We start from the raw sequence: 25,687 nt of genomic DNA on the forward strand, positions 1-25,687 counted from the left end.
GAGGTTGCAACCTCAACCTCCGTTCAAGTCAAGCCGTACGGGGTAATCGCCGATCATGAGTGATATCAGCCCCGAGACCGAATACGCCGAGTACGCCGAGGAGGCGCCCGGCTCCAGCGACTACACCGCCGGCTCGGCCTCGCCTTCCGAGGACCGCGACCGCGCCAACCAGGAAGCCCACGGCGGCAGCATGGCCCCGGGCCTCGTCGACGACGCCGGCAATCAGGTCGAGGAGCCGCCTCCCGCGCCCTGAGACTCGGCCGCGGTCAGGTCGGCGAACAGGTCGGGGCGGTCCGGGTCGTCGACCGGGCGGCGCGGGGCGAGGACCGTGGCGGCCACGTCGGCGACCGGGACCGCCTCCAGCGTGCGCCCGGCCCACAGCATCAGCGACAGGTCGACCCCGGCCAGCGGTGCCGGCGCCCGGGAGACGGTCCAGACCGCCGCCGACGGCACCTGGGCCGCCGCGACCAGCGGGGCCGGCCCGGCCAGCAGGAAGTCCAGGTCGAAGTCGACCAGCAGCCGCAGCATCGTGGCCCGGTTGGCCGGGTCGACCCCCTCGAACGCCTCGTCCAGCCACAGCGGCCGCGGCGCGTCGGCCGACCGTGAGTAGAGCGCCACCAGCGTGGCCAGCAGCGGCTGCAACAGCGTGACGACCTTCCCGCCGCCGGAGTCGACGCCGTGCACCTGCTTGGTCAGCGGCTTGAAGTCTCCGCCCTCGACCCGGTAGTAGCAGACGCAGTCGAACCAGGCCCGGTAGTCGAGCAGCCCGGTCAGATGCTTGACCCACTCGTCGGTGCCGATCACCCCGGAGTCCTGGGCCTCCCGGAGCCGGTCACCGAGGAAGAGCCGGATCTGCTCCTGGGCCGAGTCCGACTCGATCCGCCCCTCCTCCAGCGCCCGCAGCAGATTGAACCCGTGCTGCTGCCCCTCGGCCGGCCGCCGCCGGATCTGCAGCACCGTCCGGTTGGCGCCCGTCGGATGCCGCAGAAGCACCTCGTTGACGGTCGTGAGCAGCGTGACGACCCGGGTCATCCGGTCGGCGAGGTGGTCGATGAAGGTGGACGACAGCAATTCGGCGTACATCTGATGCAGCTTCTCGTCGTGCGTGGCCGACAACTCGGCCACCGCCTGGTCCAGCCGCTCCACCGCCCCCGGCGGGTCGAGCGGCGTCCCCGCCGCGTCCACCACCAGCGTGATGGCCGGCAACGGATGCGCCTCATCCGCCTCACTGACGATCACCGACCGCCCGCCCGACGCCTCGAGCAGCGTCTGCAGCTCGGTCATGGCCCCACGCAGAGCCCGCTGCAGAGCCGTGTCGACCCGCCGGTCCCGGTCCCCGGCATTCTCCGGCCACGAAGGCGGCCGCACCGTCTCCACAGCCACCCGGGCCTGAGTCAGCGCCTCTTCCAGCGTCCGCCCGGCATCACCGTCCCCGATGCCGCGGGCCAGGGCGATCCCGGCGTCGACCGGCACCCACCACGCCCGCGCCGCCGCCTCGCGGGCGGCGACGGCCGCGGTCACCGCGTCCTGCCGCCGCTGGGCCTCACCCTGCGCGGTGCTGGCCGCGGCCGCGAGGGACAGTCCCCGCTGCCGGCCGGCCGCGATCGACGTGTCGAGCTCGCGGATCCGCTCCTCCAGCTCGGCCGACCGGGCGAACTGTTCCCGGTCGTCCAGGCTCACCGAGGCCTCCGCCTCACCGGCCTCGGCGTCCAGCTTGGCCGCCGTGACCGCGGCCTCGTCCACCGCGTCGGCCGCCGCCGTCCGGGCCGCCTCGGCGGACTCGACCCCGGTCACCGCCGAAGCGACGGCCCGCTCCGCCACGTCCTGGTCCTTCAGCGCCAGCCGCAGCGATCCGGCCGCCAGCGCCGCCGAGTCCAGCGCCGTACCCACGGCGTCCAGCTGCTCGTCGGTGGTCGGCAGCCCGTGCTCGTCGGCGTACCCGGTCACCGCCGTGGTCGCGGCGTCCGCCTCGCCCTTGGCCTCGGAGGCCTTGCCGGCCGCCTTCGCATGGGCCGTCTCGGCCCGGTCCCGCTCCCCGGTGGCCGCGGCCAGGCTGATCGCCGCCGCCACCACATCGGCGTCCCCGGGCGCCTCGGCCGCCGCCGCCCGCAGCGCCGCACTCCGCGCCGCCAGCTCCTCGGCCCGCCGGGTCAGCTCCTCGCCGGCTTCCCGATCGGCCGCCGCCTGCACCCGCAGCGCCGCGATCTGCCGCCGCCGCGCCGCGGCCCGAGCCGCCGTACCCAGAAGCTCGGCCCCCTCGACGGCCCGCCCGGCCCGCCCGCCGGCGATCGGCGTCCGCCACCGCCCGTCCCCCGCGATGACAAGGTCCCCGCTCATGGGCCGGCCCGGACCGGCATAACCGATATGCCGGAGAATCCCGGCGACCGTGCCGCCCAGAGCTCCCGCGTCCTCCGCCGGCTGCAAGACAGACGACAGCGGTCCCGACACAGCCGGCACGCCCTCGGCACCGACGACGACGGTCTCCGCCCCATCACGCTCATCCGACCACACGCCGTCGGCCGTCACCCACGCGTCGAGCAACCCGGCCGCGTCCAGTGCCGCCTCGACGTGGTCCAGCACCTCGGCCGGCACCCCGTCGACCGGGTCGACCAACCGCCACAGCGGCGCCCCTTGCGCCCCCGGGAACGACGGCCGCTCCCTGCGGCTCCAGCGCATCGGCCCCGAGGGGTGCGGGTCTCCCGCCTGGCCCAGGCGCGCCGCCTCGCGGTCGGCCTCGTCGGCCCGCAGCGCCGCCGCCCGGGCCTCGGCGCGCACGGTGGCGATCTCTTCCGTGAGCGGGCCCACCGACGGCTCCAGCCACTCGCGCGCCAGGAGACCCGCGAGCACTTCCCGAGGGCGTACGGCATGGGTCTGGGAGACGACCTCCCGCACCCAGTCGTCGCGCAGGGCGACCGGCGGCACCGCCGCCGGCAGGCCGACCGCCCACCTCTCCAGGTCGTCCGAGAGCTGCTGCACCGCGTCCGTCACCGTCGTGGCCGCCTCGGCCGCGACCGCCGAGCGGGCCCGCGACTCCTCACCCAGCCGCGACGCCGTCGCCGATTCCGCCTGCCAGCGGCCGACCGCCGTCGCGGCGGCCCGGGTCAGCTTGCGCAGCGCCGACACCTGGGAGCGCCGGGCCGCCACGGCCGCGTCGATCCGGTCGACGTCGCCGTCGGCCGCCCATCGCTGCGCCTGCGCGTCCAAGCCGGCACCGCGCAGGGCCGCTCCCACGTGCGTGACCGCCGCCGCCGCCGCCGCGCGGGCCAGGTCGAGCCGTCCGGTCGCCTCCGAGTGCGCGGCCGCCGCGGCTTCGAGCGCCACACCCGTACTCGCCAAGTTTCGGCGAGCCGTGCTGAGGGTGACCTCGGCCGCCGCCGCGTCCCGGCGCATCCGCTCCGCGTTCTGCGCCCGCCCGGTCGCGTCGCGGTAGGCCGCCGACCGCAGCAGCTGCGTCAGCGCCGCCCGCGCCCGCTGCACCCCCGCCTCCAGCTCGTCGCCGCGCCCGGTCTCCGCGGTCAGCTCCGCCCGCGCCGACGCCAGAGCGAGTTCGGCGGACGAGGCGGCGGCGACCGCCGCGGAAACCGCCTGATCGGAAGCCAGCAGGTCGTCCGCCCGGGCCCGCAGCAGCGCGTCCGCCCACGGCCGCCAGGCCCGTGCCAGATAGACACCCACCGCGTCCCGCGCCGCCACCGCGTGGTCGCGGTCGCGGCCGAGCTGCTCCAGCTGTTGCCAGCCGTCGGCCAGCTTGTCCACCTCGGACTCGGCCACCGCGGGCAGGCTCATCCGGATCTGCTCGGTGAACCAGTCCGGGTTGAGTTTCTGGCCCAGGTGCGGCGTGCGGAGCACCTTCAGCATCTCGAGCACCGTGGCGAAGCGGTCGTCGTCGGAGAACCCGAACAGGTCGGTGGCGATCCGGGCCGCGTACCTCTTGCCGCTCCGCATCACCTCGAGGCCGTCGACGCCGGCGAGTTCCTTGGGCTCGACCGCGGACGAGCCCACGGCGAGGGTGAGCCCGTCGCGGACGCGGGCCGCGCCCCGGCAGATGATCCAGACCGGGTCGAGCTGGCTGACGCCGCGCTTGGCCTGCGCGTAGAGCAGGGTCGTGAAGAACTCGGGCCCGTCCTCGCCGAGCCGCCCGTACTCGACCCAGGCCCAGCCGCGGTGGGCCGACCCGGTGGCCTCGCGCCGGTCGCGGGCGTCGTCGGTGGGCTCGACGTAGTAGCGGAACGACTTGTCGGACTGGCCGAACGTGTCGATGTACTGCCGGTCGAGGCTGCCGGACAGCATGATCAGCGTGGTCAGCGCCATCAGCGTCGACTTGCCGGACTGGTTGGCCCCGACGAACTGGGCCCGGCCGTCGGCGAACCAGTACTCGGCCGCGTCGAACTCCCACAGCCCGACGCAGCCCGCCCGCAGCACCTGCCACCGCGACCGCTCCGGCGAGGGCAGCCCGCCGTGCGCGGCGGCGTCCCGCCACGCGGTGAGCTGCGCGTCGGTGGCTTCGGGGGTCAGGGTCATCGGGCCGGCTCCGTGTTGTCGGTGATCGTCACGTCGGGGTCGCGGTAGCGGCCGGCGGCCGCCAGCAGGGTCCACGACCCGTCCCAGGAGACGCGCAGCAGGCCGAGCTCGGTGAGCAGCCGTTCGGCGTCGCGCCGCACGGTGCCGGGCACCGTCTTCTGCGGCACGGTCATGTAGTCGCCGCGCCAGCTGATGAGATCGTCCACCACGGCGTCGACCTCGTCGGTGCTCAAGTGGACGGTGCCGTCGGCGTGCCTGGTGCCGTCGCGGCCGGCCTGGTCGGCCATGAGCAGGGCCACCCAGTCGGTGGCGCGGGCACGCGGCCAGTCGGCCACCGTGGGCGGCTTGACCTCGTCGTCGGCCAGCACCACGAGCAGGCCCTCGGTACGGGCCTCGATCGCGCCGCCGGTGATCTGGGCCACGTCGGCCGCCCGCTGCCCGCGATGGGCGCGCAGCGCCTCGGCCTCGGCGGGCGGCAGATCCTCGTACGCCACGAAGGGTGTCTCGAGAAGCGCGCGCAGTTGCCGAACCGTCTCGGAGGCCGTGACCACCCCGGGGTTGAGGGCCAGGTCGACCACGTCGGGGCTGGTCATCAACAGCAGCGCGTCGCGGTCGACCTCGTAGCCGGCGCCCGGGCCGGTGCCCGACTCGGTCCACTCGTCGAGCAGCCGCTCGTCGCTGCTGCGCGGCCGCAGGACGCCCCACGAGGCCAGGTAGGCCGCCGCGTCGCGCAGCAGCCGCCGCTGGGTCTGGTCGTCCGGGTCGTAGCGGGCGGCCGGCAGGTCACGGACCATGTCGGACAGCCGCTGCAGGGTGACCCGCCCGGCCACGTCCTCGCAGCAGGCGGCCAGGCAGCAGACCAGCGCCAGCATCCGCCGCTCGGGCGCGTCGGCCGGACGCGGCGGCCGGGTCACGGCGCCGCCCAGCGGCACCCGGATGAGCCGGACCGCCTGCCCGACGCGCTGCACCCGGTAGCCGAGCCGCCGGGCCGCGTCGGTCACCGCCTGCTGGTGCCGCAGCACGAGCCGGTAGAGCCGGGGATCGCCGGCCGCGGTGACCAGCGGCTTGGCCAGCAGCCCGGTGAACGCCTGTTGTGCCTCGCGGGCCGAGGCGGTCGTTTTCATCGCTGCCCCGCGGGCGTGATGTGCAGCCGGATGTCGGGGTGCACGAGCCGGCCGTCCGGCGTGTGCACCACCGCGGCCGGCGCTCCCGGCGGCGGCGGATCGGCCCGCAGCAGCCAGCGCGCGTCGCCGGAGGTCGCCGAGCGCACCCCGTCGGCGCCGGCCCGCGCCGACGCGACCACCCCGAGCAGGATCATCAGCATCTGCAGCTCGGGCGCGGTCAGGTCGTGCCACTGCGACAGCCGCAGCCCCGACCGGGCCAGCACGGCCGCCTCGGTCCGGGCCGCCGCGTCCCGCAGGTGTTCGGTGTGGACCCGCGCCGCCAGCCGGCTGGCCGACCGGTCGGTGATCCGGGCCGGCCCACCCGCCGTCGCTTTCGGCCCCTGGCGGCGCAGGCGGGCCGCGACCGGCACCGGCTCGGCCGCCCAGAACGACGGCACGCCGGCCGCCATCGGCGCCTCACCGGGCAGGTGCCGCGCCGAGAACAGCCCGGTCGTCGCACACCACACGTCCCAGGCGCTCTCGTCGTCGGCCGCCGCGTCGATCCGGGAGGCCAGCGCCAGCAGCTCGGCCCGGCGCGACACGTGCCCGCCGACGGCGGCCAGCGTGCGCTGCCCGCGCAGCAGCGGCCCGATCGTGTCGCGCATCTGCCGGCGCAGCCGCCGCGCCTGACAGTCCGGCCCGTCGAACCAGGACCGCAGAACGGCCAGGGTCTCCGCGTAGGACGCCGTGAGCTCGTCGATCGCCGCGTTGTCGGCGTTCGCCCCGAGATGGTGCACCGCGATCCGCCGCCACGTCACGGTGTCCACCTCGCCCAGCTCGGAGATCAGCGCCGTGATCCGCTCGGAGTGCGTGTCGACGCCACCGCCCCACATGTCCACGTAGCGCCGCAGCGTCTCCTGCACGGTGTTGACCTTGGCCTGGTCGGGCGTGCCGGCGAGCGCGCCGGCCAGCCGCGCCTGCCAGCTCGCGGCCGCCCGCGCCATCGCCTGATGCGTCGTCTGGATCACCGACCAGGCCGACGCCGCCGCCGCCGGATCGACCGGCGCCGTCTCGCGCAGCACGCCCAGGTTGGCCGTCAGCACGCTCGGCGCCAGCGTCGCGGCGGCCGCCGACGCCAGATCCTGCCCCAGCGACATGACGGCCCGGTGCAGCTCGGCCGCCACCTCGGTCAACTGGTAGCGGTCCCAGTTCAGCACGAAGTCGGCGTCGCGATCGGTCCGGTCCTGGAAGACGATCACCACGCCCCACTTCTCCAGGGCCGCCATCCGCTGCTTCAACGTGTCGTCGAGGATCGCCGGATCGGCCCCCGCCCGCACCAGCTGGTCGCGCAGGAGTCCCGGCAGATCGGCCGCCGCCACGCCGGTCAGCGTGTGTTGCTGCTCCTCGAGCAGAACCTGCACGATCAGCCTGTACTGAGCCGCGTAACGACTGGTCAGATAGCTCGCCTGGAGCAGACCGCCGGGCAGCCCCGCCAGCTGCCACGGGTCCGCGAACTCCTGTTCGCCGGCCATGACGTGCCACCCCCTCCGCCCGCATCGGCGCTGATCAACGGCCCTGTCGACCGTTCTGGGTGGCGAGCATAGGCAGGGGGTCCGACACTTTCACGCACCCGGCCGCCGGAGCGCGAAAAGAATCACCCGTGGTTCAATCGGCGCCATGGAGATCCTGCTCTCGGCAGCCCTGGTCATCCTCGCCGTCTACCTCGTCAGCAACCGCTCGCGCCCGAGCAGCCGCGAGGCCGCCATCGACCGCAAACTCGACCTGATCATGCGCCACCTCGACATCGCGGACCCCGCGGACGAATCGCCCGAGGTCCTGGGCGCGCTCATGCGGGGCCAGAAGATCCAGGCCATCAAGGCCTACCGCGAGCAGACCGGCGCCTCCCTCGCCGACGCCAAGAACGCCGTCGAGCAGATCGCCAAACAAAGAAACCTTTAACCCATTTGGTACGGATCGGCGGAAAGCCCCGCTTCGCCGGGCCCGGCTGGGTGCCGTCCCGGCCCCTCTGCCGCCGCTGCCGGGTTGTCCTGCGACGAAGGCCCGGCTCGGCGGGCGCGCCGCGCTCAGCCGCCGCCGAGCAGGGCGCTCTCCTGCGTCCTGCTCATCGCCGCTTCCGGCCGCCCGCGCCAAAGGTGGTGTAACGCCATTTCTCGGCCCTGGTGGCTCGGCGAACCGGGCGGCCCGCTCCTTGCCATAGTCCTCAGCCATAGCCCGAATCATCGTGCCGCCGGCTTCGGCCTTCGCCGCAAACGGATTCTGCTTGCCTCTTGAACGGGTGCCCCGGTCAGTCGCCGCAGAACCACAGGTACAAATGTTGACCTTCCCCGACCAGGGTCGCGAGCCGGCGAACCTGGGCACGGGCGAGTTCAGGAATCAGGCCGGCAGGGAGTCGGTCCAGCTCAGCCATCAGGATGGGAATCTGGCGCCGGTTGAAGACCGTATCGAGATAGCCGCAGAGCCCGGCGAGCATCGGAAACATAGCGGCATCGAGATCGATCAGCTCTTGAGTCCAGTCGAAGCCCCGCGAGCTGGCCACGATCCGGCCGGACTCGCCGCGTACCTGGAGGTCGATCACCGCGCCACGGTAACGGCCGCCTCCGCAAGATCAATCACGGTGTTCGTGCCAGAGCCCTCTCCCCCACGACCGAAGCCAGTCATCTTGTCGCTCCGTGGGAGATCTCGCGTCGTTGTCAGCAGATCTCTCACGGGGTCAAGTGGCGGCTCGACGCCATGACCAAGGCTGTCGACGAACGTCATAGAATCGCCAGTATGAGCGACGTGGATGGCGACCTGGATCACCAATGTCGGATTCCGTAGTCCACCGCGTGAGAGACCGCAATCCCCTGCGCCGCGCAGGACGCTCTTGCCTGCAAGCCAAATCTCCTGGGTTCAAGGGGCGCGCGCGGCGTGGAACTTCGTAGCCGCCTGATCTGCTTCAGCTGGAGATCGGGGCCTGTACCGGCGGCCGGGCCCGCGTCGACGGGTTGGGCGCCTGCCTGATTCCTGGAGTTCCTCCGCGTCATTCGCGCTGCCGAAAGCGCGGGCGGCAGCAAGCGCGGCGACGGTGATCGTTCCGATCACGCCGGCCCCAGCCGCTGCTTGTCCGCCTTGACCCAGGAGTAAAACTGCAAGGGTGGCCGGCGTGCCGGTTGCGGCGATGGCCAATGACCATCCAGCGAGTCGTAGGCGACTGGCTTGAGTGCTGACGTCCGCGGTCATGACCGGGCCCGACGTAGAGAGGCCTCACGCAACTCAGCGGCGAGCACCCATGCTCGATCGAAGAGGCGCAAGGCATACCAGAACTGCCGCCACCATGAAGCTCCCGACGTGCCGAGCTCGTAAAGTTCGCTGCGGAATTCCTCCCGGTATCGGTCACGGTGTTCGCTGGGAAGTATGAGGACCACGCCGCCGACTAGGCTGCGGACGCTTTGGACGATCTGCTCGGGCTCAACTTCCCGGAAGCTGAGGCCAGCAGCCTGAAGCTCACTCTCCACCCGTATGCGCTCGACATCTTGGTCTCCTCCATCCGACTCGGCCAGGTGTTGATCAATGCCGAGAGCCCGAGAGGCGAGCCGGAGGCGCTCGTCGTAGGCCCTGAGGACAGCCGCACGCCATTTCGGGGAATCGCCCTTCGTTGGTCGCCGGCGTCGTTCTCTATCGAGCCGCCGCAGGTCGTAGGCAAGGTTCTCGATGGTCAAAGCTTCAAGCTCTGAGGGTGTCGGCTCCGCCATCAGACCCCGCCTTCCGTGATTGCCGGACGCCAAGCGCTCATTCCGACCACGGGTGTGCGCGCCTTCGCCAGCGCCTGTCGCGCGAGCTCGGCCCCGTCGGAACTCAACCGGTAGTACCGCCGTCGCGGACGACCTTCTTTCCCCGGATCGATGTCCTCCCATCGAGATTCGAGCCAGCCGAGGCCCTCCAGCCGGGCGAGGATCGGATGGATGGTGCCGGTCGCAAGGCCAGCGACTTGACTCAGCTGCAACCCGTAGAACTCGCGGGTCGGATGTTCCAACAGAGCCCGCAGCACCAGCTGGGTCGGCAGCGTCATCTTCAGGGCCATACTTTATTTCTATCTAGGGGCTAGCTAGATCACAAGCTAGGTAACGCTATTCCACTCCCTGAAGCAAAGGCCTCCATCCGGAGTGCACCCGAACGCCACAGCCACCACCAGCACCGACGAGCGCCAGGCAGCATTGCGCGGCAGGGGACAACACGGGACGACCGAACACGACGACCTGGGATGACATCGACGAGGGCAAAGAGGTCGAGTCTGCGGATGGAACCAACCCTCGAGATCGTGAAGAGCAAGACCCCCGGGACCAACGGCACTATCAACATCGTGTTCGAGAGCGGCTCGAGCATCAACGTCCGGCCTGACGTCGTGAGTCGTTGATGCGGGTGCAGTAGCGCTTGATGGATTCGAGGATCTGGTCGGCGGTTTGGCTCAGACGTAGGGCCTTGAGGTCGTCCAGCACCACGTGTACGTCCAGGTCGGCAGGAACTTCTTGAACTCGATCGCCCGGTGCCGGGCGTGCAGGCCGACGAGGACTTTTTGCCGGTCGTCAGGTTCAGGGCGGCGTAGAGGTTGGACAGCTCTACAGGCGCAGTCCGATCCTCGGCGAGGATAAGCACGACGACTTCGAGCAGGCGGGGACCGTCCGACGTCCATCACACAGTTCGCGCCAGAGCCCCATTCACACGACCGAAGCCACGAGACTGCCTTGAACGCGACTTCGCCGCGTCAGACCGGCTTGAGACCGCGGAATGAGCGGCGAGTCCGCCCTACCCAGAAGCCGCCCCGGGCGGTGCAGCTGTTCGGCGCGAGGCTGGAGGCGCTTCCGGTGCCGGTGCGGGTAGGGGCCCGCACCGGCGTACAACTCAGGCCTTGGTGATTTTGATGTTGTCGACGGCGGCCTCGACCAGGGACGCGGTTGAGGTGTCGGCCGCCTCCACGACGAGGTTGACGGTCTGGCCGGCGTAGGCGGTCAGGGCGACCGAGGCGGTCTGCCAGGCCGGAGCGCGGTCGGTGGCGGCGCCGGACTGGGTGAACAGCGTGGTCGTCGTGCTGCCGGAAACGAGGCGGACGCGGAAGTAGTCGGCGCTGCTCGAGTTGGTCAGGTGCGACAGGTACCAGGAGAAGCTCAAGGTCAGCGTGCCGCTGGGAAGGGTGATCGCCGGGGAGCGGAGGCTGGTCACGCCGCCGTCCACGTCGTTGGCGCCGGCGCTCGAACCCGCGGAGGCGCCGGTGACCAGGTCGTACGTGCCGCTGGCGGCGGTGCCCAGCTGGGAAGTCGTGGCGGCCGGATCGCCTCGCTCGAACAGTCCCAGGGTCGCGGTGTCGGTGGTCGGACGGGTCCAGGCGGTCGCGGTTTCGAAGTCGTCGGACCAGACGGTGGTGCCGGTGGGCGGCGTGGTCGAACCGGCGGCGAGGGTCCAGACGGCGTACGCGATGGCGTCGCTGTTGCGGTCCAGGGCGGTGTCGTTGATGTTGGAGATGGTGTCGCAGGACGCGTGGTAGCAGGGGTCGAACGTGGTGGCCGTGCCGCCCCAGAGCTGCACCTGCGCGGCCGTCTTGCGGCCCTCGGCGCCGGTGAAGATGCCGCCGGCGGGGATGCCGGCCGCGATGAACGGGCCGTAGTCGCTGCGGCCGTCGAAGTCGGTGCCGCGGGTGGGCACGCCGATCGAGGTGAAGTACGCGGCCAGGGTCTGCTCGATCTGCGCCGAGCCGGCCGGGCCGGGGCCCGAGCCCGTGCCGTCCGAGTTGTCACCGTCGTACAGGAAATAGCCGGGGTTGGGTGAGCCGACCATGTCGAAGTTCAGGTAGCCGGTGATCGCGGCCTTCTGCGCCGAGGACAGCGAGTTCACGTACGCGGTGGAGCCCCGCAGGCCGAGTTCCTCCGCGCCCCACCAGCCGAAGCGCAGGTGGCGGGACGGCTGGAAGCCGGACCGGGCGACCTGCAGCGCCACCTCGAGGTTGGCCGCCGAGCCGGAGCCGTTGTCGTTGATGCCGGGGCCGGCGGTGACGCTGTCCAGGTGCGCGCCGATCATCAGCGTGTTCGCGGTGTCGCCGCCGGGCCAGTCGGCGATCAGGTTGTAGCCGGTGGCCCCGTTGTAGGTGAACGACTGCTGCGTGGTGGTGAAGCCGGCCGCGTCCAGCAGGTTCTTGACGTACGTGACCGAGGCCAGGTAGCCGGGGCGGCCGTGGGCGCGGTTGCCGCCGTTCGCGGTGGCGATGTTCTGCAGCTGCTGCAGGTGAGCTTTGACGTTCGTGACCGAGATGTCCGGAGGGGCGGCTTCCGCGATCGGCGCGACGGCCATCGTGAGGCCCATCGCGGCGACGGCCAGCAGGGGGATATGCATGCCGCGAGCATCGCAGGATCTCGATGCACGTCATTCATATCAATCAATTCATAATGTTGTTCAGCGCGGCCCATTGCAGCAGCATGATCGTCTTGGCGTCGGCGATCCGGCCGTCGGTGATCATCGTGAGGGCGTCGTCGAAGTGGAGCTCCACCACCTCGATGTCCTCGCCCTCGTCGGCCAGGCCGCCGCCCGCGCCGGTGCGGTCGGCCGCGGTGTAGGGCGCGGCGTAGAAGTGCAGGCGCTCGGTCACCGAGCCGGGACTCATCCAGACCGCGAAGACCGGTTCGAGCTCGCCGACGGTCACGCCCAGTTCCTCGCCGGCCTCGCGGCGGATGGCGCGGGCCGGGTCGTCGCCGTCCAGCAGGCCGGCCGCCGCCTCGATCAGCATGCCGTCGGGGTGGCCGTTCACGTAGGCCGGGTAGCGGAATTGCCGGGACAGCAGGACGGACTTCTTGTCGCGGTTGTAGAGCAGGATCGTGGCGCCGTCGCCACGGTCGTACGTTTCGCGTTGTTCGCGGGTCCAGCGGCCGTCGCGGTGGCGGTAGTCGAAGGTGGTCCGCCGCAGCACGTGCCAGGCGGTGGCCACCAGCTCCACCTCGCGGACCACCACGTCGGGATTACCGCGCAGGTCACGGCCGATCTGGTCGAGGCCGGTGCGGCCGCGGGCGTCGGGCTCTTCGATTCCCAAGGTCATGAGGCGTACCGTACAGTGCGTAAGAGTCGACAACAATGAGGTGAAACACGCAATGCTTCCCGCGGAGCGTAAGGACTTCCTGCTGGCCCGGCTTCGCGCCGACGGCAAGGTGGTGGCCAAGGACATGGCGGCCGAGCTCGGCATCGCCGAGGACAACATCCGGCGGGACCTGCGGGAGCTGGCGGCGGCGGGTCTCTGCCAACGGGTGTACGGGGGTGCGCTGCCCTCGGCGCCGGCCGCCGCCGACTACGCGACACGGACCGCGGTCGCCCCGGACAGCAAGGCGCGGGTCGCGGCGGCGGCCGCGGCGCTGATCGCTCCCGGTTCCACAGTGGTGCTGGACGGCGGAACCACCGCGCTCGCCCTCGTCGCCGCGCTGCCGCCGTCGCTGACGGCGACCGTGATCACCCACAGCGTGACCGTGGCGGCGGCGCTGGTGGACCATGCCGGAGTCGAGGTCTTCGTCCTCGGGGGACGGCTCTTCAAGCACTCGGCGGTCACCTCGGGCGCGGCGACGGCCGAGGCGGCGCAGTCGGTGCGCGCCGACCTTTTCTTCCTGGGCGTCACCGGGGTCCATCACCAGGCCGGGCTGACCACCGGCGACGCCGACGAGGCCGCGATGAAGCGCCTTCTGGCGTCCCGTGCCGCCGACACCTATGTGCTGGCCAGCGCCGAGAAGATCGGAGCGGTTTCCCCGTACGCCGTGATCCCGCTCCGGTCGGTTTCGGGCGTCATAACGGACGTGACCTCGGAGCTGCTGGAAGCCACCGGCGTGCCGATCATCCCGGCCGGATAGGCAGCCCGGCCGCCGCCCGCCACGGCTGCGGCTCGAACGGCCCGTCGGTGAGCACGGCGGTCACCATCTTCACCCCGGCCGCGAAGGCGTCGGCCAGCTCGAAGTCGTCGTCCGCGTCGCGGCTGAGCTCCCGTACCGGATGCATGTTGTGGTTCTCGGCGCACCAGCACGCCACCTCGACCGAGGCCTCGACCGTGAGCCGCGGCCCCGGGCGCCAGGCCAGGTAGAGGGCGAGCTCGAGCCAGTCGTCCCGCGTGTTGTAGAGCGTGATCGTAATCCCCACGAGATCGCGGCGCAGCCCCTCGGCCAGCACCTCCGGCGGCTCCACATGATCCGGATACCAGTGCCAGGACACCCGGTCGGCCGAATGGTGCCGCTCCAGCCGGCCGGCCAGCTCACGCAGACGCCCCTCGGCGCCCGCGAACCCCGGCGGCAGCACCTCGTGCAACGGAACGTACGCAATGGACGAAACCGGCCCGGCCATGCCCGATCCCTCCGAATCCCCACTCACCCCGTGTTTCGCACCTTACTGCCGATTTAGTACGGCGTCACGACCGGCTCCGCTGTCACAGGCCCGGCTGGGTGCCGTCCCGGCCCCTCTGCCGCGGCTACCGGGCCGTCCTGCAACGAAAGCTCAACCCATCGACCACGGTCGCAGTGTTCCCGCCCGGGCCCCACCCCCGCCGCGCGAACCCGGCTCGAACGTCGACGGCGTCCCTCAGTTCCCCCGCCCCAGCTCCGCCAGACTCGGCAGCCGCGATCCGCCGAGCCTTCCCATGGCGCCGCAGGTCCTAGTTCTCGTCCTGGCCGTAGGTAAACCGGCGGCCCACCAGGAGAACGCGGCCGGCGTCGTCGCGAGCTGACCTGGCGCGAGCGGCGACAGCGGTGGTCGACCTACCGGCCGAAGACTGCTACGAAGGGCTGCTGACCGTGTGCTGGGCCAGTTCATCAGCACTCAGGCACAATGATCATGATGAGACGCCTGGAGCTGACGTATGCGCAGGTCGGCGCCACCCGCGACGATCCGCTGCCCAGCGGCTATGGGCATGTCTTCCGGGATGCACGGGTCGGGAGTGGGCGCCCCGCGTTCGAGGCGGCGGCCGACGGGCTGTTCCGCTGGCAGATGCACCGCAACGCCGGGCTCTCGGTGGCCGCGGGTGCGGCCCGGGTCGCGCCCGGGGTCGACGTCACCCTGCGCCTCGCCTGGCTCAGGATTCCGTGCCGGGTCGTCTACACCGTGCAGGAGCGGGATCGCCGCGGCTTCGCCTACGGGACGCTGCCCGGGCATCCGGAACAGGGTGAAGAGGCCTTCATGCTGGAACTGACGCCGGCGGGGGACGTCCGCTTCCGGATCCGTGCCTTCAGCCGCCCGGCGTCACTGCTCGCGCGGGCCGGCGGGCCGCTGACCCGCGTGGCCCAGCAGCTCGCGACAAGCCGCTACGTCACCGGGATCCGGCAGCTGACCCGGCCCTGATCTCCGCCGTCGTCACGGTGCCGGCGACCGGCCACCCCTCGTGTCGCGCTTCCGACGGCCGTGACTGTAGCGGTGCCGAATCTATTGATGAGCCTCAGTCCGCGTGGTCGCCTGGAGGCAGGCCGACGAGAGGACGCGGAAATGGGCAAGCGGGAACCCGAGACAGCCGAACGGAGCATCGCGGTCTTCCTGAACGCATTGATCAAGCTGGCGCCGGGCGGCGCCTTCCTGATTCTGGCCGGCCTGACGCCTCTGATCATTTTCGGCTTGTCGGACAGATCGCGATTCCTTCTCATCGTGGGCGTCGGATCGATGGTGGCCGCGGGCGCGTTCGTCGTCGGCGGCTTCACCGGATTCCTGTTCGGCATTCCGCGAACCGCTCAGGCCGAAGAACCGGCCCCGGACGGCACCACGCAGCGGCGGATCGGCTACCGAGTCAACACGAACCTGGAACAGATATCGGACTGGCTCACCAAAATTCTGGTCGGCGTCGGCCTGATCCAGCTTCCTCAGATCGCCGATGCCGGACGACGATTGGCCACCCTCGTCGCCGCCGCGATGGGTGCGGGCCCGGGTTCCCTCGGAATGGCGGCCGGCCTTCTCGTCTACTTCCTGGGTAACGGATTCCTCGGCGGCTACTATCTGACGCGTACGACCCTGACCACCGTTTTCGCCGTTTCCGACACCCAGGTCCAGGACATCGAGGATCGGGTACGCCGAGCGGAGGAAGTCAGCCGCGAAGCCCTCCTGCGCAGCGAGCAGCTGGCCCGGGACATCGGCGACCCACCCGACCTCCGTCGCTAGCGTCTCGTACGGTCGCCGATCTCGCGGGTCCTTCGCCGCTTGGGTGTGTCCGCCGAGGGACACGACGACGAGTTCGACGCTGTTCGGCTCGGCCGCCATCGCCATATGGAGGACTGGATTCCGGCGCTCCCGCCTATGTAGCCCCGGGCGGAGCGCGACTACATTCACCGCTGTGCGCGATGGGGGTGGGGCGGCGCGGATCCCGCGGCTGTCCATTGTGGTGATGGTGAGCTTGTCGCTGCTGGCCGGCTGTGGGCTGCTGCCCCGGAAGGCGGGCTCTGCGGACGGGACACCGCACACGTGGGTGGGCGGCGACGCCGGCACCGCGGTCATGGTGCAACTGACCAGGCAGGGCAGTTCGCTGACCGGCACCGTCGACCAGTCGACGTTCGAGGACGAGTCGACCGTGAAGCCGGCGCACGTCCAGTTCACCGGCACGCTGTCCGGAACGGCCCTGACCCTGACGTTCACCGGGCCGCTGGGGTCGCAGACCTCGCTCTCGGGAACGCTGACGAAGGACGACCTCTCGTTGTCGGTGCCCCGCTCGGACGGATCCGTCGGTCAGGTCGTGCTGCGACCGTCGACGGTCGACCACTACAACGACCTGGTCGCCGGCCTCCGGACGGCGGCGGAGACGGCCGCCGGCGTGCAGGCGTCCACCGAGGCCGTCCAGGCCGCGGCGGCCGCCGCCGAGGAAGCTTCCAGCAAGATCGCCGGCGACATGGACGCTCTGCAAACGGCGGTCAGTCAACCACCGGGCCTGGAAGCGCTCGGCACCGCTCTCGCGGACGCCCGCGCCGCCCTGGGCCGGGCGCGAGCGCAGGCGGCCGCCGCCGGATCCGAGAAGGACGTGATCGCCGCCTGCGACAAGGTGACCGCGGCCGCCGACCAGTCGACGGCGGTGCACGACGCCGACTCCGCGCTCCAGGCAACCGTCGCCGAGGTCGACGCCGCCGCGACGAAAGTCAACGAGTTGATCAGCACGCTGGACGACGACCTGGTCGCCTACCGTGGGGCGCTCGCCCAAGCCCCGGACGATACGGCCATCGCCGAGTTGCGTACCCGAGCTCAGAAGACGGCCACGTCGTGGACGTCGAAGTCCGAAAGCGCCAGGAAGAAGATGGCCGCCCTCATCGCCGACGCGGAAGCGGTCGTCGTCGCGGCGGACAAGAAGTACTGCAAATAGCGCGGTGCGGGCGCCGGGACGCGCCCGCACCGCCGGGGTTCAAGCCTTACTTCTTGGCGGCCGGAGCCGAACCAGCGTCCTTACCAGCGCCCGCTTCCTCGCCCGCGCCGGCCTCTTCGCCCGCGCCGGCGTCCTGACCAGCACCGGCCTCTTCGCCCGCGCCGGCGTCCTGACCGGCACCGGCCTCTTCGCCGGCACCCGCGTCCTCGCCGGCACCCGCGTCGCCGCCCGCACCCGCTACGACAGCCTTAGCGTCGGCCAGCGCGAGGCACGCCTGCAGAAGGCTCCGCTGAGCGGAAGCGACAGCAGCCGCCGCAGCGTCATTGGCAGCGGCCCCACCGTCACCGGCAGCGCCTTCTTCCATAGCCGCGCCTTCCTTGCCGCCCGCGCCGTCAGCGCCCTTCCCAGCGGCGTCACCCTTGCCGGCGGCGTCACCCTTGCCGGCGGCGTCACCCTTGCCGGCGGCGGCGCCCTTGCCGGCGGCGGCGCCCTTGCCGGCGGCGGCGCCCTTCTTCATGGCCTTGGCCCACTTCTTGGCCGCCGCCTTGTTCTGCGCCTTGGCCGCAGCCGATCCGGGAGCCGCAGCCGACCCGGAAGCCCCGGCCGCCGCCGCGTCGGCCGCGAAAGCGTCGCACGCCGCCTCGAGCGCGACCGCCGCATCCGCCGCCCCTTCCGCCGGTGGCTGAGCCTCGACCGGCGCCAGCTGTTCACCGTCGCACACCACCGCCCCGGCGTTGACCTGGACGTCGGCGCACTTCGACACGTCGAACTGCTGCCCGTCGACGGTGACCAGCTCGACCGCTTTGGTGCCGTTCTCGGTTCCGGTGCTCGCGTTCGCCAGTTGCACGCCGGCCGCGCCGAGCGCCACCACCACTCCCGTGACCACCACCGCGCCTATCGTCTTGCGACGACCACCCTGGTCTTCCTGGTTCCGAAAACGCCGGTAAGCGCGCGACCTCATGATCACTCCTCGTCGTTGGACGTCGATGTCACCTGGTTGCGGGCCAGTACGGGCACCGACGCCCCGACGGTTCAACGCGATTCCGCCGGCAAGCCCCGACAATGACCTATTTCCGCAGGTCAGCAAGGGCAGAAAAATTATCCAGAAGAATCGGCAGGACGAGTTCGGGCCGCATCCCGGCCGTGTGATCGACACCGGGTATCAGCTGAACGCCCCATCCCATCGACTCGAGCTCCGCCCTGTTCCGGATCAGCCGTTCGGCGATCGGAACGCGAACGCTCCCCCATTTCGGACCGTACTGAATGTTGTCTTCCGACCCCGCGAATGCCATTCGCGGAATGGTGAGCACCGCGGTTCGCTCATCGAACGAGGTCAGCGATTCGTACAGCGACACGTATTGCGCGGTCTGTTCGGGCGGCACCGTCACCTCGACCGATTCCCAGTCCCCCGGCGTCACCGGCCCGCCGGCGGGCGGCTTCTCCGTCGCCATCCGGTGGGCCGCCCGGGTCACCGCCAGCATCTCGGCGTAGGGCCCGCCGAGCGGCGGATATCCACCCATGACCAGCGCCGTCATCCGGTCGGTCCGGATCGCCAACTGGAGCCCGGCCAGCGCGAGCCACGAGTACCCGTAGTAGGCGAAACGCTCCCCACCGGTCAGCGCCAGCAGGTCCTGCGCCACCGTCGCCGCGGTCAGCGCGGCCGGATGGCTCGCCCGGTGCGCCTCGTAGTCGGCCGCCACCACCCGGAAGCCGGCGGCCGCGAGCCCGGCCGCGAGCAGGTGCCCGGTGTCGGGTTCGGCGCCCCACGCTCGCATCTGTGAAGCGCGCGGCTCCTCGGTGACCGTCACGCCCATCGGCAACAGGACCACCGGGCCGTCGCCGAGAACGGTGACTTCCAATTCCGTGCCGTCGTGCAGTCGTGCCATGTTCCCTCCCTGAACGAAACCGTATACACTGTAAAGACTATGGAGGAAATCAGCGCTCACGTCCAGCGGCTCTGGCGACATCGCGGCACGGCCCTGCCCACACCCCGGCGCGGTCCTCAGCGCCGGCTCGACCTCGACGAGATCCTGCGGGTGGGCATCGCCATCGCCGACGCCGACGGGCTCGGGGCCGTCTCGACCCGTGCGATCGCGGCCCGGCTCGATCGCACGGCCATGGCGCTCTATTCGTACGTGGGAACCAAAGAGCACCTGGTCGCCCTCATGCAGGACCAGGCTGTGGCGATGCCGGCGTGGGCGGAGCCCACGAGCAGTCTGGGTGACGCGCTGCGCGAGTGGGCGACGCGCCTGTTCGACGTCTACGTGACTCACCCGTGGCTGACCGAGCTGCCCTGGTCACAGGCGAGTCAGGGCCCCCACGAGCAGGACTGGACGGAGCGGCTGCTACTCATCCTGGACACGTGGCGGGTCGATCGGCGTCGACGGGCCACGACCGTCACCATGCTGTACGCCGTGGTCCGCGCCACCGCCGGCACGGCCGCCGCCTACCGGCGGGTCGACGCCGCGGCGTGGCTCGCGCAGGCCCGGGAGACCGCGCGGCAGATCCCGGACATGCGCGAGCGCTACCCGCTCTCGACCAGCCTCGAGCAGCACGCCGCCGACTGGCGGGACGCCCCGCGGGCGGCCCTGGTCAGCGGTGTCGCCCTAGTGGCTCAGGCACTCGTCGGGCAGTAGGAACCAGCGGAGCTTCTCGAACGCCGGGGGCAGCTCCAGGCGTACACCGTCAAGCGGACAAGGACGGCCCGTCAGCGTCTCGCGGGCCTCGGCGAGGTAGCCCGCCAGGGCGTCCTCGCCCACGGTGACCGGCGACGGCAGCGGCGTGCCGTCCAGCACATCGGACAGGCGCACCGGCGGCTCGGCGTGCCGGACGTGCGTCCAGCGCCCGGTCCGCGGGCCGAAGCGGTAGTCCGGCAGCAGCGTGGCGCCGTGCCGGGCGATCAGCGTGACCGCCTCGATCAGGTAGTCGGCGACCGTGTCGGTGATGAAGTAGTTGAGATTGAGCCGGGTCCAGCCGGGCTTGATGCCCTCCCAGCCCTCCATGATCTCGCTGCGGAACTCGCGCGAGTGCGCGTCGTCGATGCCGAGCAGCCGGTGACCGTACGGGCCGGCACACGAGCAGCCGCTGCGGGCCTGGATGCCGAACAGGTCGTTGAGCAGCGCGGCCACGTAGTTGTGGTGCAGGTACCGCTCGCCCGCGCGCACCTGGAAGGAGACGATCGACAGGCGGTCGGCGTCGAGGTCGCCGAGGATGGAGATGTTCTCCTCGGCCGCCCAGCGCTCGCGGGCCCGCTGCCAGAGCGCCTTCTCGCGCTCCTCGATCAGCTCGGCCCCGACGGCGTCCTTGACCGCGAAGACCAGCCCGGCCCGGATCGACTCGACGATCGCCGGGGTGCCACCCTCCTCGCGGGCGACGGGGTCGGTCAGGTAGCGGTGGCCGCCCGGGTCGACGTACGCGACGGTGCCGCCGCCGGGCACCACGGGCACCCGGTTGGTGAGCAGGCGCTTGTCGACCACCAGCACGCCGGGCGTCTGCGGGCCGCCGGCGAACTTGTGCGGCGACAGGAAGACGGCGTCCTTGTCGTGCATCGAGATGGGCACGTACGGGCCGGCGGCGGCGTAGTCCCACACCGACAGCGCCCCGTGCTCCTTGAGGATCCGCGAGACGGCGGCGGTGTCGGTCAGGATGCCGGTCACGTTCGAGGCGGCGGAGAAACTGCCGACCCGCAAAGTCCTTCCCTCGTACGCGATGAGGGCTTCCCGCAGCGCGTCGAGATCGACATGGCCGGTGTGGTCGGACTCGATCTCCACCACGTCCGCGATCGATTCCCGCCACGGCAGTTCGTTCGAGTGGTGCTCGTACGGGCCGACGAAGATCACCGGCCGGTCCCGCTGGGGAATGCGTTCGCTCAGGCCGTACGCGTCGTCCAGGCGCTCGGGCACGCGGATGCCGAAGACGCCCGCGAGTTTGGCCACCGCGGCCGTGGCCCCGGACCCACAGAAGATCACCACGTGGTCCGGCCCAGCGCCGACGCTCTGGTGGATCATGCGGCGGGCCTCTTCGCGCAGCGCGCCGGTCTGGGCGCCGGTCGCCGACGCCTCGGTGTGCGTGTTCGCGTACCGGGCCAGCACCTGCTCGCGGATGAAGTCCTCGACGAAGTCGAGCGCCTGGCCCGAGGCCGTGTAGTCGGCGTACGTGATCCGGCGCGGCCCGAAGGGACCTTCGAGCACCTGACCGGAACCGATCAGACCGTCACGAATCCGCTCGAGCATGCCCATGGCCGCCTCCCCATTGAGGTAGTACAACGTGTGAAGCGCTTCCGCCCTCTACCGCCGGACGATATACGAAACAGCTACGGATTCGCCTTGTGTACGTTCGTACGTATGGATCGTGCCACCGCCCGCCGCCGCCTCGCGCTCTTCGCGTTGTTCTTCCTGCCCGGCCTGGGCATCTCGTCCTGGGTGACCCGAACACCGGACATCCGGGACCTGCTCGGGGCGTCGACCGCCGAGATGGGCCTGGTGCTGTTCGGGCTGTCGGCCGGCTCGATGATCGGCATCCTCGGTTCGGGCGCGCTCGTGCGGCGCTTCGGCACCCGGCCGATCGTCACGGTCGGGATCGCCGCCACGGCGCTCAGCACACCGATCGTCGGGCTCGGCGCCGCCGCCTCGCAGAGCGCCCTGGTCGCCGCCGGGCTGGCCCTGTTCGGGCTCGGCATGGGCGGCGGCGAGGTGGCCATGAACATCGAGGGCGCCGACGTCGAACGGGTCATCCGCCGCCCGGTGCTGCCCACGATGCACGGCTTCTTCAGCCTGGGCACGGTCGTCGGCGCGGTCATCGGCATGATCCTCACCGCTGTCGCCTTCCCGGCGTCGTGGCACCTGCTCGTGATCGGCCTGATCAGCCTCCCGGTCGCCCTGACCGCCGTCCGCCACCTGCCCCACGGCCTCGGTCGCGCCTGCGCCGCCGAGCACGGCAGCGCCGGCGGCCGGCCCGTCTGGCGCGACCCCCGCCTGCTCCTGATCGGCGCGATCGTCCTGGCCATGGCCCTGGCCGAGGGTTCCGCGAACGACTGGCTGCCGCTGCTCATGGTCGACGGCCACGGCTTCGATCCCGCGCTCGGCTCGGCCGTCTACGTCGTCTTCTCGGCCGCCATGACCGTCGGCCGCTTCACCGGCGACCGCTTCCTCGACCGTTTCGGCCGCTTCCCGGTGCTCGCCGCCAGCGCGCTCGTCGGCGGCGCCGGCATCCTGCTGGTCGTGGCGGTCGACAACCAGATCGTGGCCGGCGCCGCCGTCCTGCTCTGGGGCCTGGGCGCCGCCCTCGGCTTCCCGGTGGCCCTCTCCGCCGCCGGCGACTCCGGCGACGACGCGGCCGCCCGCGTCTCCCTGGTCGCCACCGTCGGCTACGTCGCGTTCCTGGTCGGCCCACCCGGCCTGGGCTTCCTGGGCGACCACTACGGCCTGCGCAACGCCATGATCCCGGTCCTCACCCTGCTGGCCGTCGCCGCCGTGGCGGCATCCTCCCTGGCCCGAACGCGCCGCCCCGACCCCGACCCCGATCCCGACTCCAGCCCCCTGGCCGCCCCGGCCGAGCGGTGAGGGGCAACCGACGGCCGCTCCGTGGTCGAACGGAAACGCCCTGTGTCCGGCCGGCGACACCTTCCTCGGGCCCGTGCGGCGGTGACGCGGGGCTTGAGGGGCTGTGGCAAGCTCGTGTTCCGTGATCGATGATCTCCGGACGGACCTGTCCGCACGACCGGCCCGGGGGCGCTCGTGAGGGCGGTCATCGTGGCGGCCGCTGTCGCCTTTCTCATCTCGCTGTTCGGCACCCCCGTCGCGATCCGCGTGTTCACCGCGCTCAAGGCCGGCCAGCCGATCCGCGCCAACCTCGGGCTGGCCAGCAACGCCGGCAAGAAGGGCACGCCTGCGATGGGCGGTGTCGTGTTCATCGTGGCCACCGTCTTCGCCTACGTGGCCGGCCACTTCGCGCTGACCACCCTCCCGGAGCGGCAGATCGCGCAGGAGGGGCCGACCATGACCGCCCTGGTCCTGCTCGGACTGTTCGTGTTCTGCGGCGTGGTCGGTTTCCTGGACGACTTCCTCAAGGTGCGCCGCCGCAACTCCGACGGCCTGTCGGCCAAGGGCAAGCTGCTCGGCCAGGCCATCGTCGGCGCCGGGTTCGGTGCGGTCGCGCTCTACTACGCCAGCACGAACGGCCAGACCGTGGCCAGCGAGCACATCTCGTTCATCCGCGACATCAGCTGGCTCGACGTCGGCAAGGTCGGCTCGGTGATGGCGTTCGTCTTCGTCATCACGGCGATGTCGAACGGCGTGAACCTCACCGACGGCCTGGACGGCCTGGCCACCGGCGCCTCGATCCTGGTGCTCGGCGCGTACGCGCTGATCGGCTACTGGCAGTACCGGCACTGGTGCGGTGACACCGACTACGCCCGGGCCAACGAGTACTGCTACCAGGTTCGCGATCCGCTGGAGATCGCCATGATCGCGGCCGCCGCGGCCGCCGCCTGCGTGGGCTTCCTGTGGTGGAACACCTCCCCGGCCCGGATCTTCATGGGTGACGTGGGCTCGCTCGGCCTGGGCGGCCTGATCGGCGGGCTCGCGGTGGCCACCCGTACGACGCTGCTCTCGATCCTGATCGGCGGGCTCTTCGTCCTCATCACGGTCACCTGGGTGATCCAGATCGTGTCCTACCGGACCACCGGCCGGCGCGTGTTCCGGATGGTGCCGCTGCACCACCACTTCGAGCTGGCCGGGTGGAGCGAGGTCAACATCGTGGTCCGGTTCTGGATCGTGGCGGCGATCTGTGTGGCGGTCGGCCTGGGCGTGTTCTATTCGGACTTCCTGGCCGTCATGGGGTGAGCCGCTCCAGTTCGGAGCGGGCGAAGTCGACCCGGGGGCTTTCCCGGCCCCCGGAGGCGGCCAGCTGGTCGGCCAGGTCGTGGGCGGCCTCGAGCCGGTGGTGGCGGGCCCGCCTGGCCGCCCGGCCGTGGCCCCCCTTGCGGTAGTGGTAGCGCTGGCGCCAGCCGCCCGACAGGGCGTCCAGTTCCTCCGGGGTGATCACGCCGCTGTCCGCCTCGGGGGCCATCACCGCCCGCATCGCCTCGCGTTCGGGGCGGACGGTCAGGTGGAAGACGGCGATCACGATGGCGAAGCCGGCCAGGATCTCGACGATGATGAAGAGCAGGACCAGGGTGCCGTTGCCGTCGGCCAGGCCCACGTTGGCGTCCCACAGGCCGTGCAGCAGCATCGCGGTCAGGATCAGGCCGAGGCCCCGGCCGAGACGGCGGGGCTGAGCCGGCGTTCCGGCGAGGTAGACGACGCCGGCGCCGGCGATCGCCGAGTACAGGATGTGCGACGAGAAGCCGGTCAGCAGCCGCAGGCCCACCGTGTGCAGGCTGGTGCCGAGCTGGTCGGAGCCGAACTCGGCGGAGGCGGAGTTCAGCCCGTACGAGATGTCCTCGAGAATCTCGAAGCCGAGGCCACAGAAAGCGCCGACGATGAAGCCGTCATAGGCGGTACGGACGACGCGCGGGGCGAGGAACAGGAGCAGGAGTACGCCGGACGCCTTGCCGAGCTCTTCGAAGATCGGCGCGGTCAGCCCGGCCCCGAACGCCTGCTGGAAGCTCTGGCCGAAGAGCTTGCCGTACAGGTCGAGCAGCGCGCTGTTGCCGGCGAGCGCGATGGCCCAGGTGGCCGCGAAGCCACCCCAGACGAACGCCGCCACCACCAGGGCGAGCGGCTGCTTCGAATAGCGGTCGATGCGCTCGGTGAACCACCAGAACAACACCGCGTAGACCGCGAAGACGACCGCGCTGGCGGTGAGGGCCGGCGCGTACAGCCGAATGCCCTGATTGATCGTGCCGGCCAGGACCCAGACGCCGTAGCCGACGCCGAGCACGTACACCCAGAAGCAGGCGTTGCGCGGCTGCCAGAAGTGGAACGGGTTGCCCCAGCCGGTCCGCGCGATCGCGGCCTCCCGCGTGGCGATCGTCATGATCCGCTCCCGATCGGCTCGACCGTCTGCAACATGCCCGCGACTTGCCGGGCCACGCTGTCCGGGACCTCGCGCGGGCCGACGATCTCGACCTCGACGCCGGTCTCGCCGAACACGAAGGCCGCGACCAGGCCGGTGCCGTTGGTGCCCTCGAAGTCGGCCGCGGCGCCCTGGTCGCCGCGGCCGTTGGTGACGGTCACCGGGTCGCCGGTGACGTGGAAGCCGGCGTCGTCGGGGACCCGCAGACCCTCGTTCGTCTTCTTGATCTGGGCCAGCAGTTGCGCCGGCGTGCCCCGGTAGGTGTCGGCGACGACCTCGAAGGTCACTCCGCCGTACGACACCGCGGCCGTTCCCGGGTAGCCGGCCGGACCGGGCCTGCCCTGCCGGACGCCGGTCAGCAGGTTGGCGCCGGCCACCGGAACGAACCGCACGTCCGGGCCGACCTGGATGACGTCGCCGGCCTCGATCGGGTCGTCGACCGACACCCGGTCGTTGATCGCCGGCACGATCCACACGGCGACCACGAACAGCAGCACGACCAGTCCGGCCGGCACCAGGGTGCGCCTGTCCATCCCGAGCCGGCGCCGGTCGACCGGCACCCAGTTCGCGCGCCAGCGCTCTTCCGCGTGAAGCCCCGTCATGATCGGCACGCTACCGCCTCGGACGGCGCTCGCCACTGCTCTGAGTCAGCGGTCACGCACGATACGACCAGCGGCCCGGCGGTTTCCCGCCGGGCCGCTCGTGACGCGTG

General features: G+C 71.4%; 23 protein-coding genes. 10 read left to right on the plus strand and 13 right to left on the minus strand.

Annotation, left to right across the window (positions count from 1 at the left end; translation table 11 throughout):
* The first annotated feature begins 55 nt into the window (after nt 1–55).
* A complete protein-coding gene (locus AB0C26_RS39550; protein ID WP_360258457.1) occupies nt 56–253 on the plus strand; it encodes a hypothetical protein in 198 nt (65 codons plus the stop codon).
* Here AB0C26_RS39550 and AB0C26_RS39555 read toward each other — a convergent pair.
* The 3 genes from AB0C26_RS39555 to AB0C26_RS39565 are packed head-to-tail and all read right to left on the minus strand — an operon-like array spanning nt 223 to nt 7,153.
* Nucleotides 223–4,518: an SbcC/MukB-like Walker B domain-containing protein gene (locus tag AB0C26_RS39555; RefSeq protein WP_360258459.1), complete on the minus strand. Its 4,296-nt coding sequence runs from the start codon at nt 4,516–4,518 to the stop codon at nt 223–225. The two genes, AB0C26_RS39550 and AB0C26_RS39555, sit on opposite strands and share 31 nt — an antisense overlap.
* Nucleotides 4,515–5,642 carry a TIGR02678 family protein gene (locus tag AB0C26_RS39560; RefSeq protein WP_360258461.1) on the minus strand — a complete coding sequence of 376 codons (1,128 nt, stop codon included), beginning with the start codon at nt 5,640–5,642 and terminating at the stop codon, nt 4,515–4,517. The genes AB0C26_RS39555 and AB0C26_RS39560 overlap by 4 nt, the downstream gene beginning before the upstream one ends.
* Nucleotides 5,639–7,153 (minus strand): DUF2397 domain-containing protein, encoded by a 1,515-nt coding sequence (locus tag AB0C26_RS39565; RefSeq protein ID WP_360258463.1) that lies wholly within the window; start codon nt 7,151–7,153, stop codon nt 5,639–5,641. Before AB0C26_RS39565 ends, AB0C26_RS39560 begins: the two co-directional genes overlap by 4 nt.
* Nucleotides 7,154–7,298: 145 nt before the next feature.
* On the opposite strand from AB0C26_RS39565, the gene AB0C26_RS39570 reads away from it, so the two are divergent.
* Nucleotides 7,299–7,580, plus strand: coding sequence for a hypothetical protein (locus AB0C26_RS39570; RefSeq protein WP_360258466.1), 282 nt, complete (start codon nt 7,299–7,301; stop codon nt 7,578–7,580).
* 346 nt (nt 7,581–7,926) lie between these two features.
* Here the strand turns inward: AB0C26_RS39570 and AB0C26_RS39575 are convergent, their stop codons facing one another.
* On the minus strand, nt 7,927–8,217 hold the full coding sequence (locus AB0C26_RS39575; RefSeq protein ID WP_360258469.1) for a hypothetical protein: 291 nt from the start codon (nt 8,215–8,217) through the stop codon (nt 7,927–7,929).
* 853 nt (nt 8,218–9,070) lie between these two features.
* Here AB0C26_RS39575 and AB0C26_RS39580 point away from each other — a divergent pair.
* Entirely contained in the window at nt 9,071–9,355 is a 285-nt protein-coding gene (locus AB0C26_RS39580) for a hypothetical protein (protein WP_360258471.1), read from the plus strand.
* Between the two features lie 17 nt (nt 9,356–9,372).
* On the opposite strand, the gene AB0C26_RS39585 is transcribed toward AB0C26_RS39580, so the two are convergent.
* From AB0C26_RS39585 to AB0C26_RS39595, 3 genes are all read right to left on the minus strand, one after another.
* A complete protein-coding gene (locus AB0C26_RS39585; RefSeq protein WP_360258473.1) occupies nt 9,373–9,702 on the minus strand; it encodes a helix-turn-helix transcriptional regulator in 330 nt (109 codons plus the stop codon).
* An 818-nt stretch (nt 9,703–10,520) separates the two neighbouring features.
* The gene (locus AB0C26_RS39590; protein ID WP_360258555.1) at nt 10,521–11,972 is read right to left on the minus strand and encodes a M28 family peptidase; all 1,452 of its coding nucleotides are present in this window, start codon (nt 11,970–11,972) and stop codon (nt 10,521–10,523) included.
* Nucleotides 11,973–12,045: 73 nt separating this feature from the next.
* On the minus strand, nt 12,046–12,699 hold the full coding sequence (locus AB0C26_RS39595; protein ID WP_360258476.1) for an NUDIX domain-containing protein: 654 nt from the start codon (nt 12,697–12,699) through the stop codon (nt 12,046–12,048).
* 52 nt (nt 12,700–12,751) lie between these two features.
* Here AB0C26_RS39595 and AB0C26_RS39600 point away from each other — a divergent pair, with 52 nt between their 5' ends.
* The gene (locus AB0C26_RS39600) at nt 12,752–13,495 is read left to right on the plus strand and encodes a DeoR/GlpR family DNA-binding transcription regulator (protein WP_360258478.1); all 744 of its coding nucleotides are present in this window, start codon (nt 12,752–12,754) and stop codon (nt 13,493–13,495) included.
* Here the strand turns inward: AB0C26_RS39600 and AB0C26_RS39605 are convergent.
* Nucleotides 13,479–13,979: a hypothetical protein gene (locus AB0C26_RS39605; protein ID WP_360258481.1), complete on the minus strand. Its 501-nt coding sequence runs from the start codon at nt 13,977–13,979 to the stop codon at nt 13,479–13,481. The genes AB0C26_RS39600 and AB0C26_RS39605 overlap by 17 nt on opposite strands.
* A 489-nt stretch (nt 13,980–14,468) precedes the next feature.
* Here AB0C26_RS39605 and AB0C26_RS39610 point away from each other — a divergent pair, with 489 nt between their 5' ends.
* The 3 genes from AB0C26_RS39610 (at nt 14,469) to AB0C26_RS39620 (ending at nt 16,959) form a co-directional block, all read left to right on the plus strand.
* Nucleotides 14,469–14,969 carry a DUF1990 domain-containing protein gene (locus tag AB0C26_RS39610; RefSeq protein ID WP_360258483.1) on the plus strand — a complete coding sequence of 167 codons (501 nt, stop codon included), beginning with the start codon at nt 14,469–14,471 and terminating at the stop codon, nt 14,967–14,969.
* Nucleotides 14,970–15,029: 60 nt separating this feature from the next.
* A complete protein-coding gene (locus AB0C26_RS39615; RefSeq protein ID WP_360258486.1) occupies nt 15,030–15,773 on the plus strand; it encodes a hypothetical protein in 744 nt (247 codons plus the stop codon).
* 172 nt (nt 15,774–15,945) lie between these two features.
* On the plus strand, nt 15,946–16,959 hold the full coding sequence (locus tag AB0C26_RS39620; RefSeq protein ID WP_360258488.1) for a hypothetical protein: 1,014 nt from the start codon (nt 15,946–15,948) through the stop codon (nt 16,957–16,959).
* A gap of 46 nt (nt 16,960–17,005) precedes the next feature.
* Here AB0C26_RS39620 and AB0C26_RS39625 read toward each other — a convergent pair whose 3' ends face one another.
* Together AB0C26_RS39625 and AB0C26_RS39630 are read right to left on the minus strand one after the other, a co-directional pair.
* Nucleotides 17,006–17,920 (minus strand): hypothetical protein, encoded by a 915-nt coding sequence (locus AB0C26_RS39625; RefSeq protein WP_360258491.1) that lies wholly within the window; start codon nt 17,918–17,920, stop codon nt 17,006–17,008.
* A 106-nt stretch (nt 17,921–18,026) separates the two neighbouring features.
* A complete protein-coding gene (locus AB0C26_RS39630; RefSeq protein WP_360258493.1) occupies nt 18,027–18,905 on the minus strand; it encodes an alpha/beta hydrolase in 879 nt (292 codons plus the stop codon).
* On the opposite strand from AB0C26_RS39630, the gene AB0C26_RS39635 reads away from it, so the two are divergent.
* Nucleotides 18,885–19,595 carry a TetR/AcrR family transcriptional regulator C-terminal domain-containing protein gene (locus tag AB0C26_RS39635; protein ID WP_360258495.1) on the plus strand — a complete coding sequence of 237 codons (711 nt, stop codon included), beginning with the start codon at nt 18,885–18,887 and terminating at the stop codon, nt 19,593–19,595. The genes AB0C26_RS39630 and AB0C26_RS39635 overlap by 21 nt on opposite strands.
* On the opposite strand, the gene AB0C26_RS39640 is transcribed toward AB0C26_RS39635, so the two are convergent.
* Nucleotides 19,566–21,197, minus strand: a complete 1,632-nt coding sequence (locus AB0C26_RS39640; RefSeq protein WP_360258497.1) for an aminotransferase class V-fold PLP-dependent enzyme — start codon at nt 21,195–21,197, stop codon at nt 19,566–19,568. The two genes, AB0C26_RS39635 and AB0C26_RS39640, sit on opposite strands and share 30 nt — an antisense overlap.
* Nucleotides 21,198–21,302: 105 nt before the next feature.
* Between AB0C26_RS39640 and AB0C26_RS39645 the strand changes: the two genes are divergently transcribed.
* Nucleotides 21,303–22,520, plus strand: a complete 1,218-nt coding sequence (locus tag AB0C26_RS39645; RefSeq protein ID WP_360258500.1) for an MFS transporter — start codon at nt 21,303–21,305, stop codon at nt 22,518–22,520.
* A gap of 174 nt (nt 22,521–22,694) precedes the next feature.
* Complete coding sequence (gene mraY, locus AB0C26_RS39650; RefSeq protein WP_360258503.1) at nt 22,695–23,801, plus strand: phospho-N-acetylmuramoyl-pentapeptide-transferase; 1,107 nt, start codon at nt 22,695–22,697, stop codon at nt 23,799–23,801.
* On the opposite strand, the gene AB0C26_RS39655 is transcribed toward mraY, so the two are convergent.
* Nucleotides 23,791–24,936 (minus strand): PrsW family intramembrane metalloprotease, encoded by a 1,146-nt coding sequence (locus AB0C26_RS39655; protein ID WP_360258505.1) that lies wholly within the window; start codon nt 24,934–24,936, stop codon nt 23,791–23,793. The genes mraY and AB0C26_RS39655 overlap by 11 nt on opposite strands.
* Nucleotides 24,933–25,577: a hypothetical protein gene (locus AB0C26_RS39660; RefSeq protein ID WP_360258507.1), complete on the minus strand. Its 645-nt coding sequence runs from the start codon at nt 25,575–25,577 to the stop codon at nt 24,933–24,935. The genes AB0C26_RS39655 and AB0C26_RS39660 overlap by 4 nt, the downstream gene beginning before the upstream one ends.
* Between the last annotated feature and the right edge of the window lie 110 nt (nt 25,578–25,687).

The organism is Actinoplanes sp. NPDC048796 (genome assembly GCF_040650035.1).
Taxonomy (GTDB): Bacteria; Actinomycetota; Actinomycetes; order Mycobacteriales; family Micromonosporaceae; genus Actinoplanes.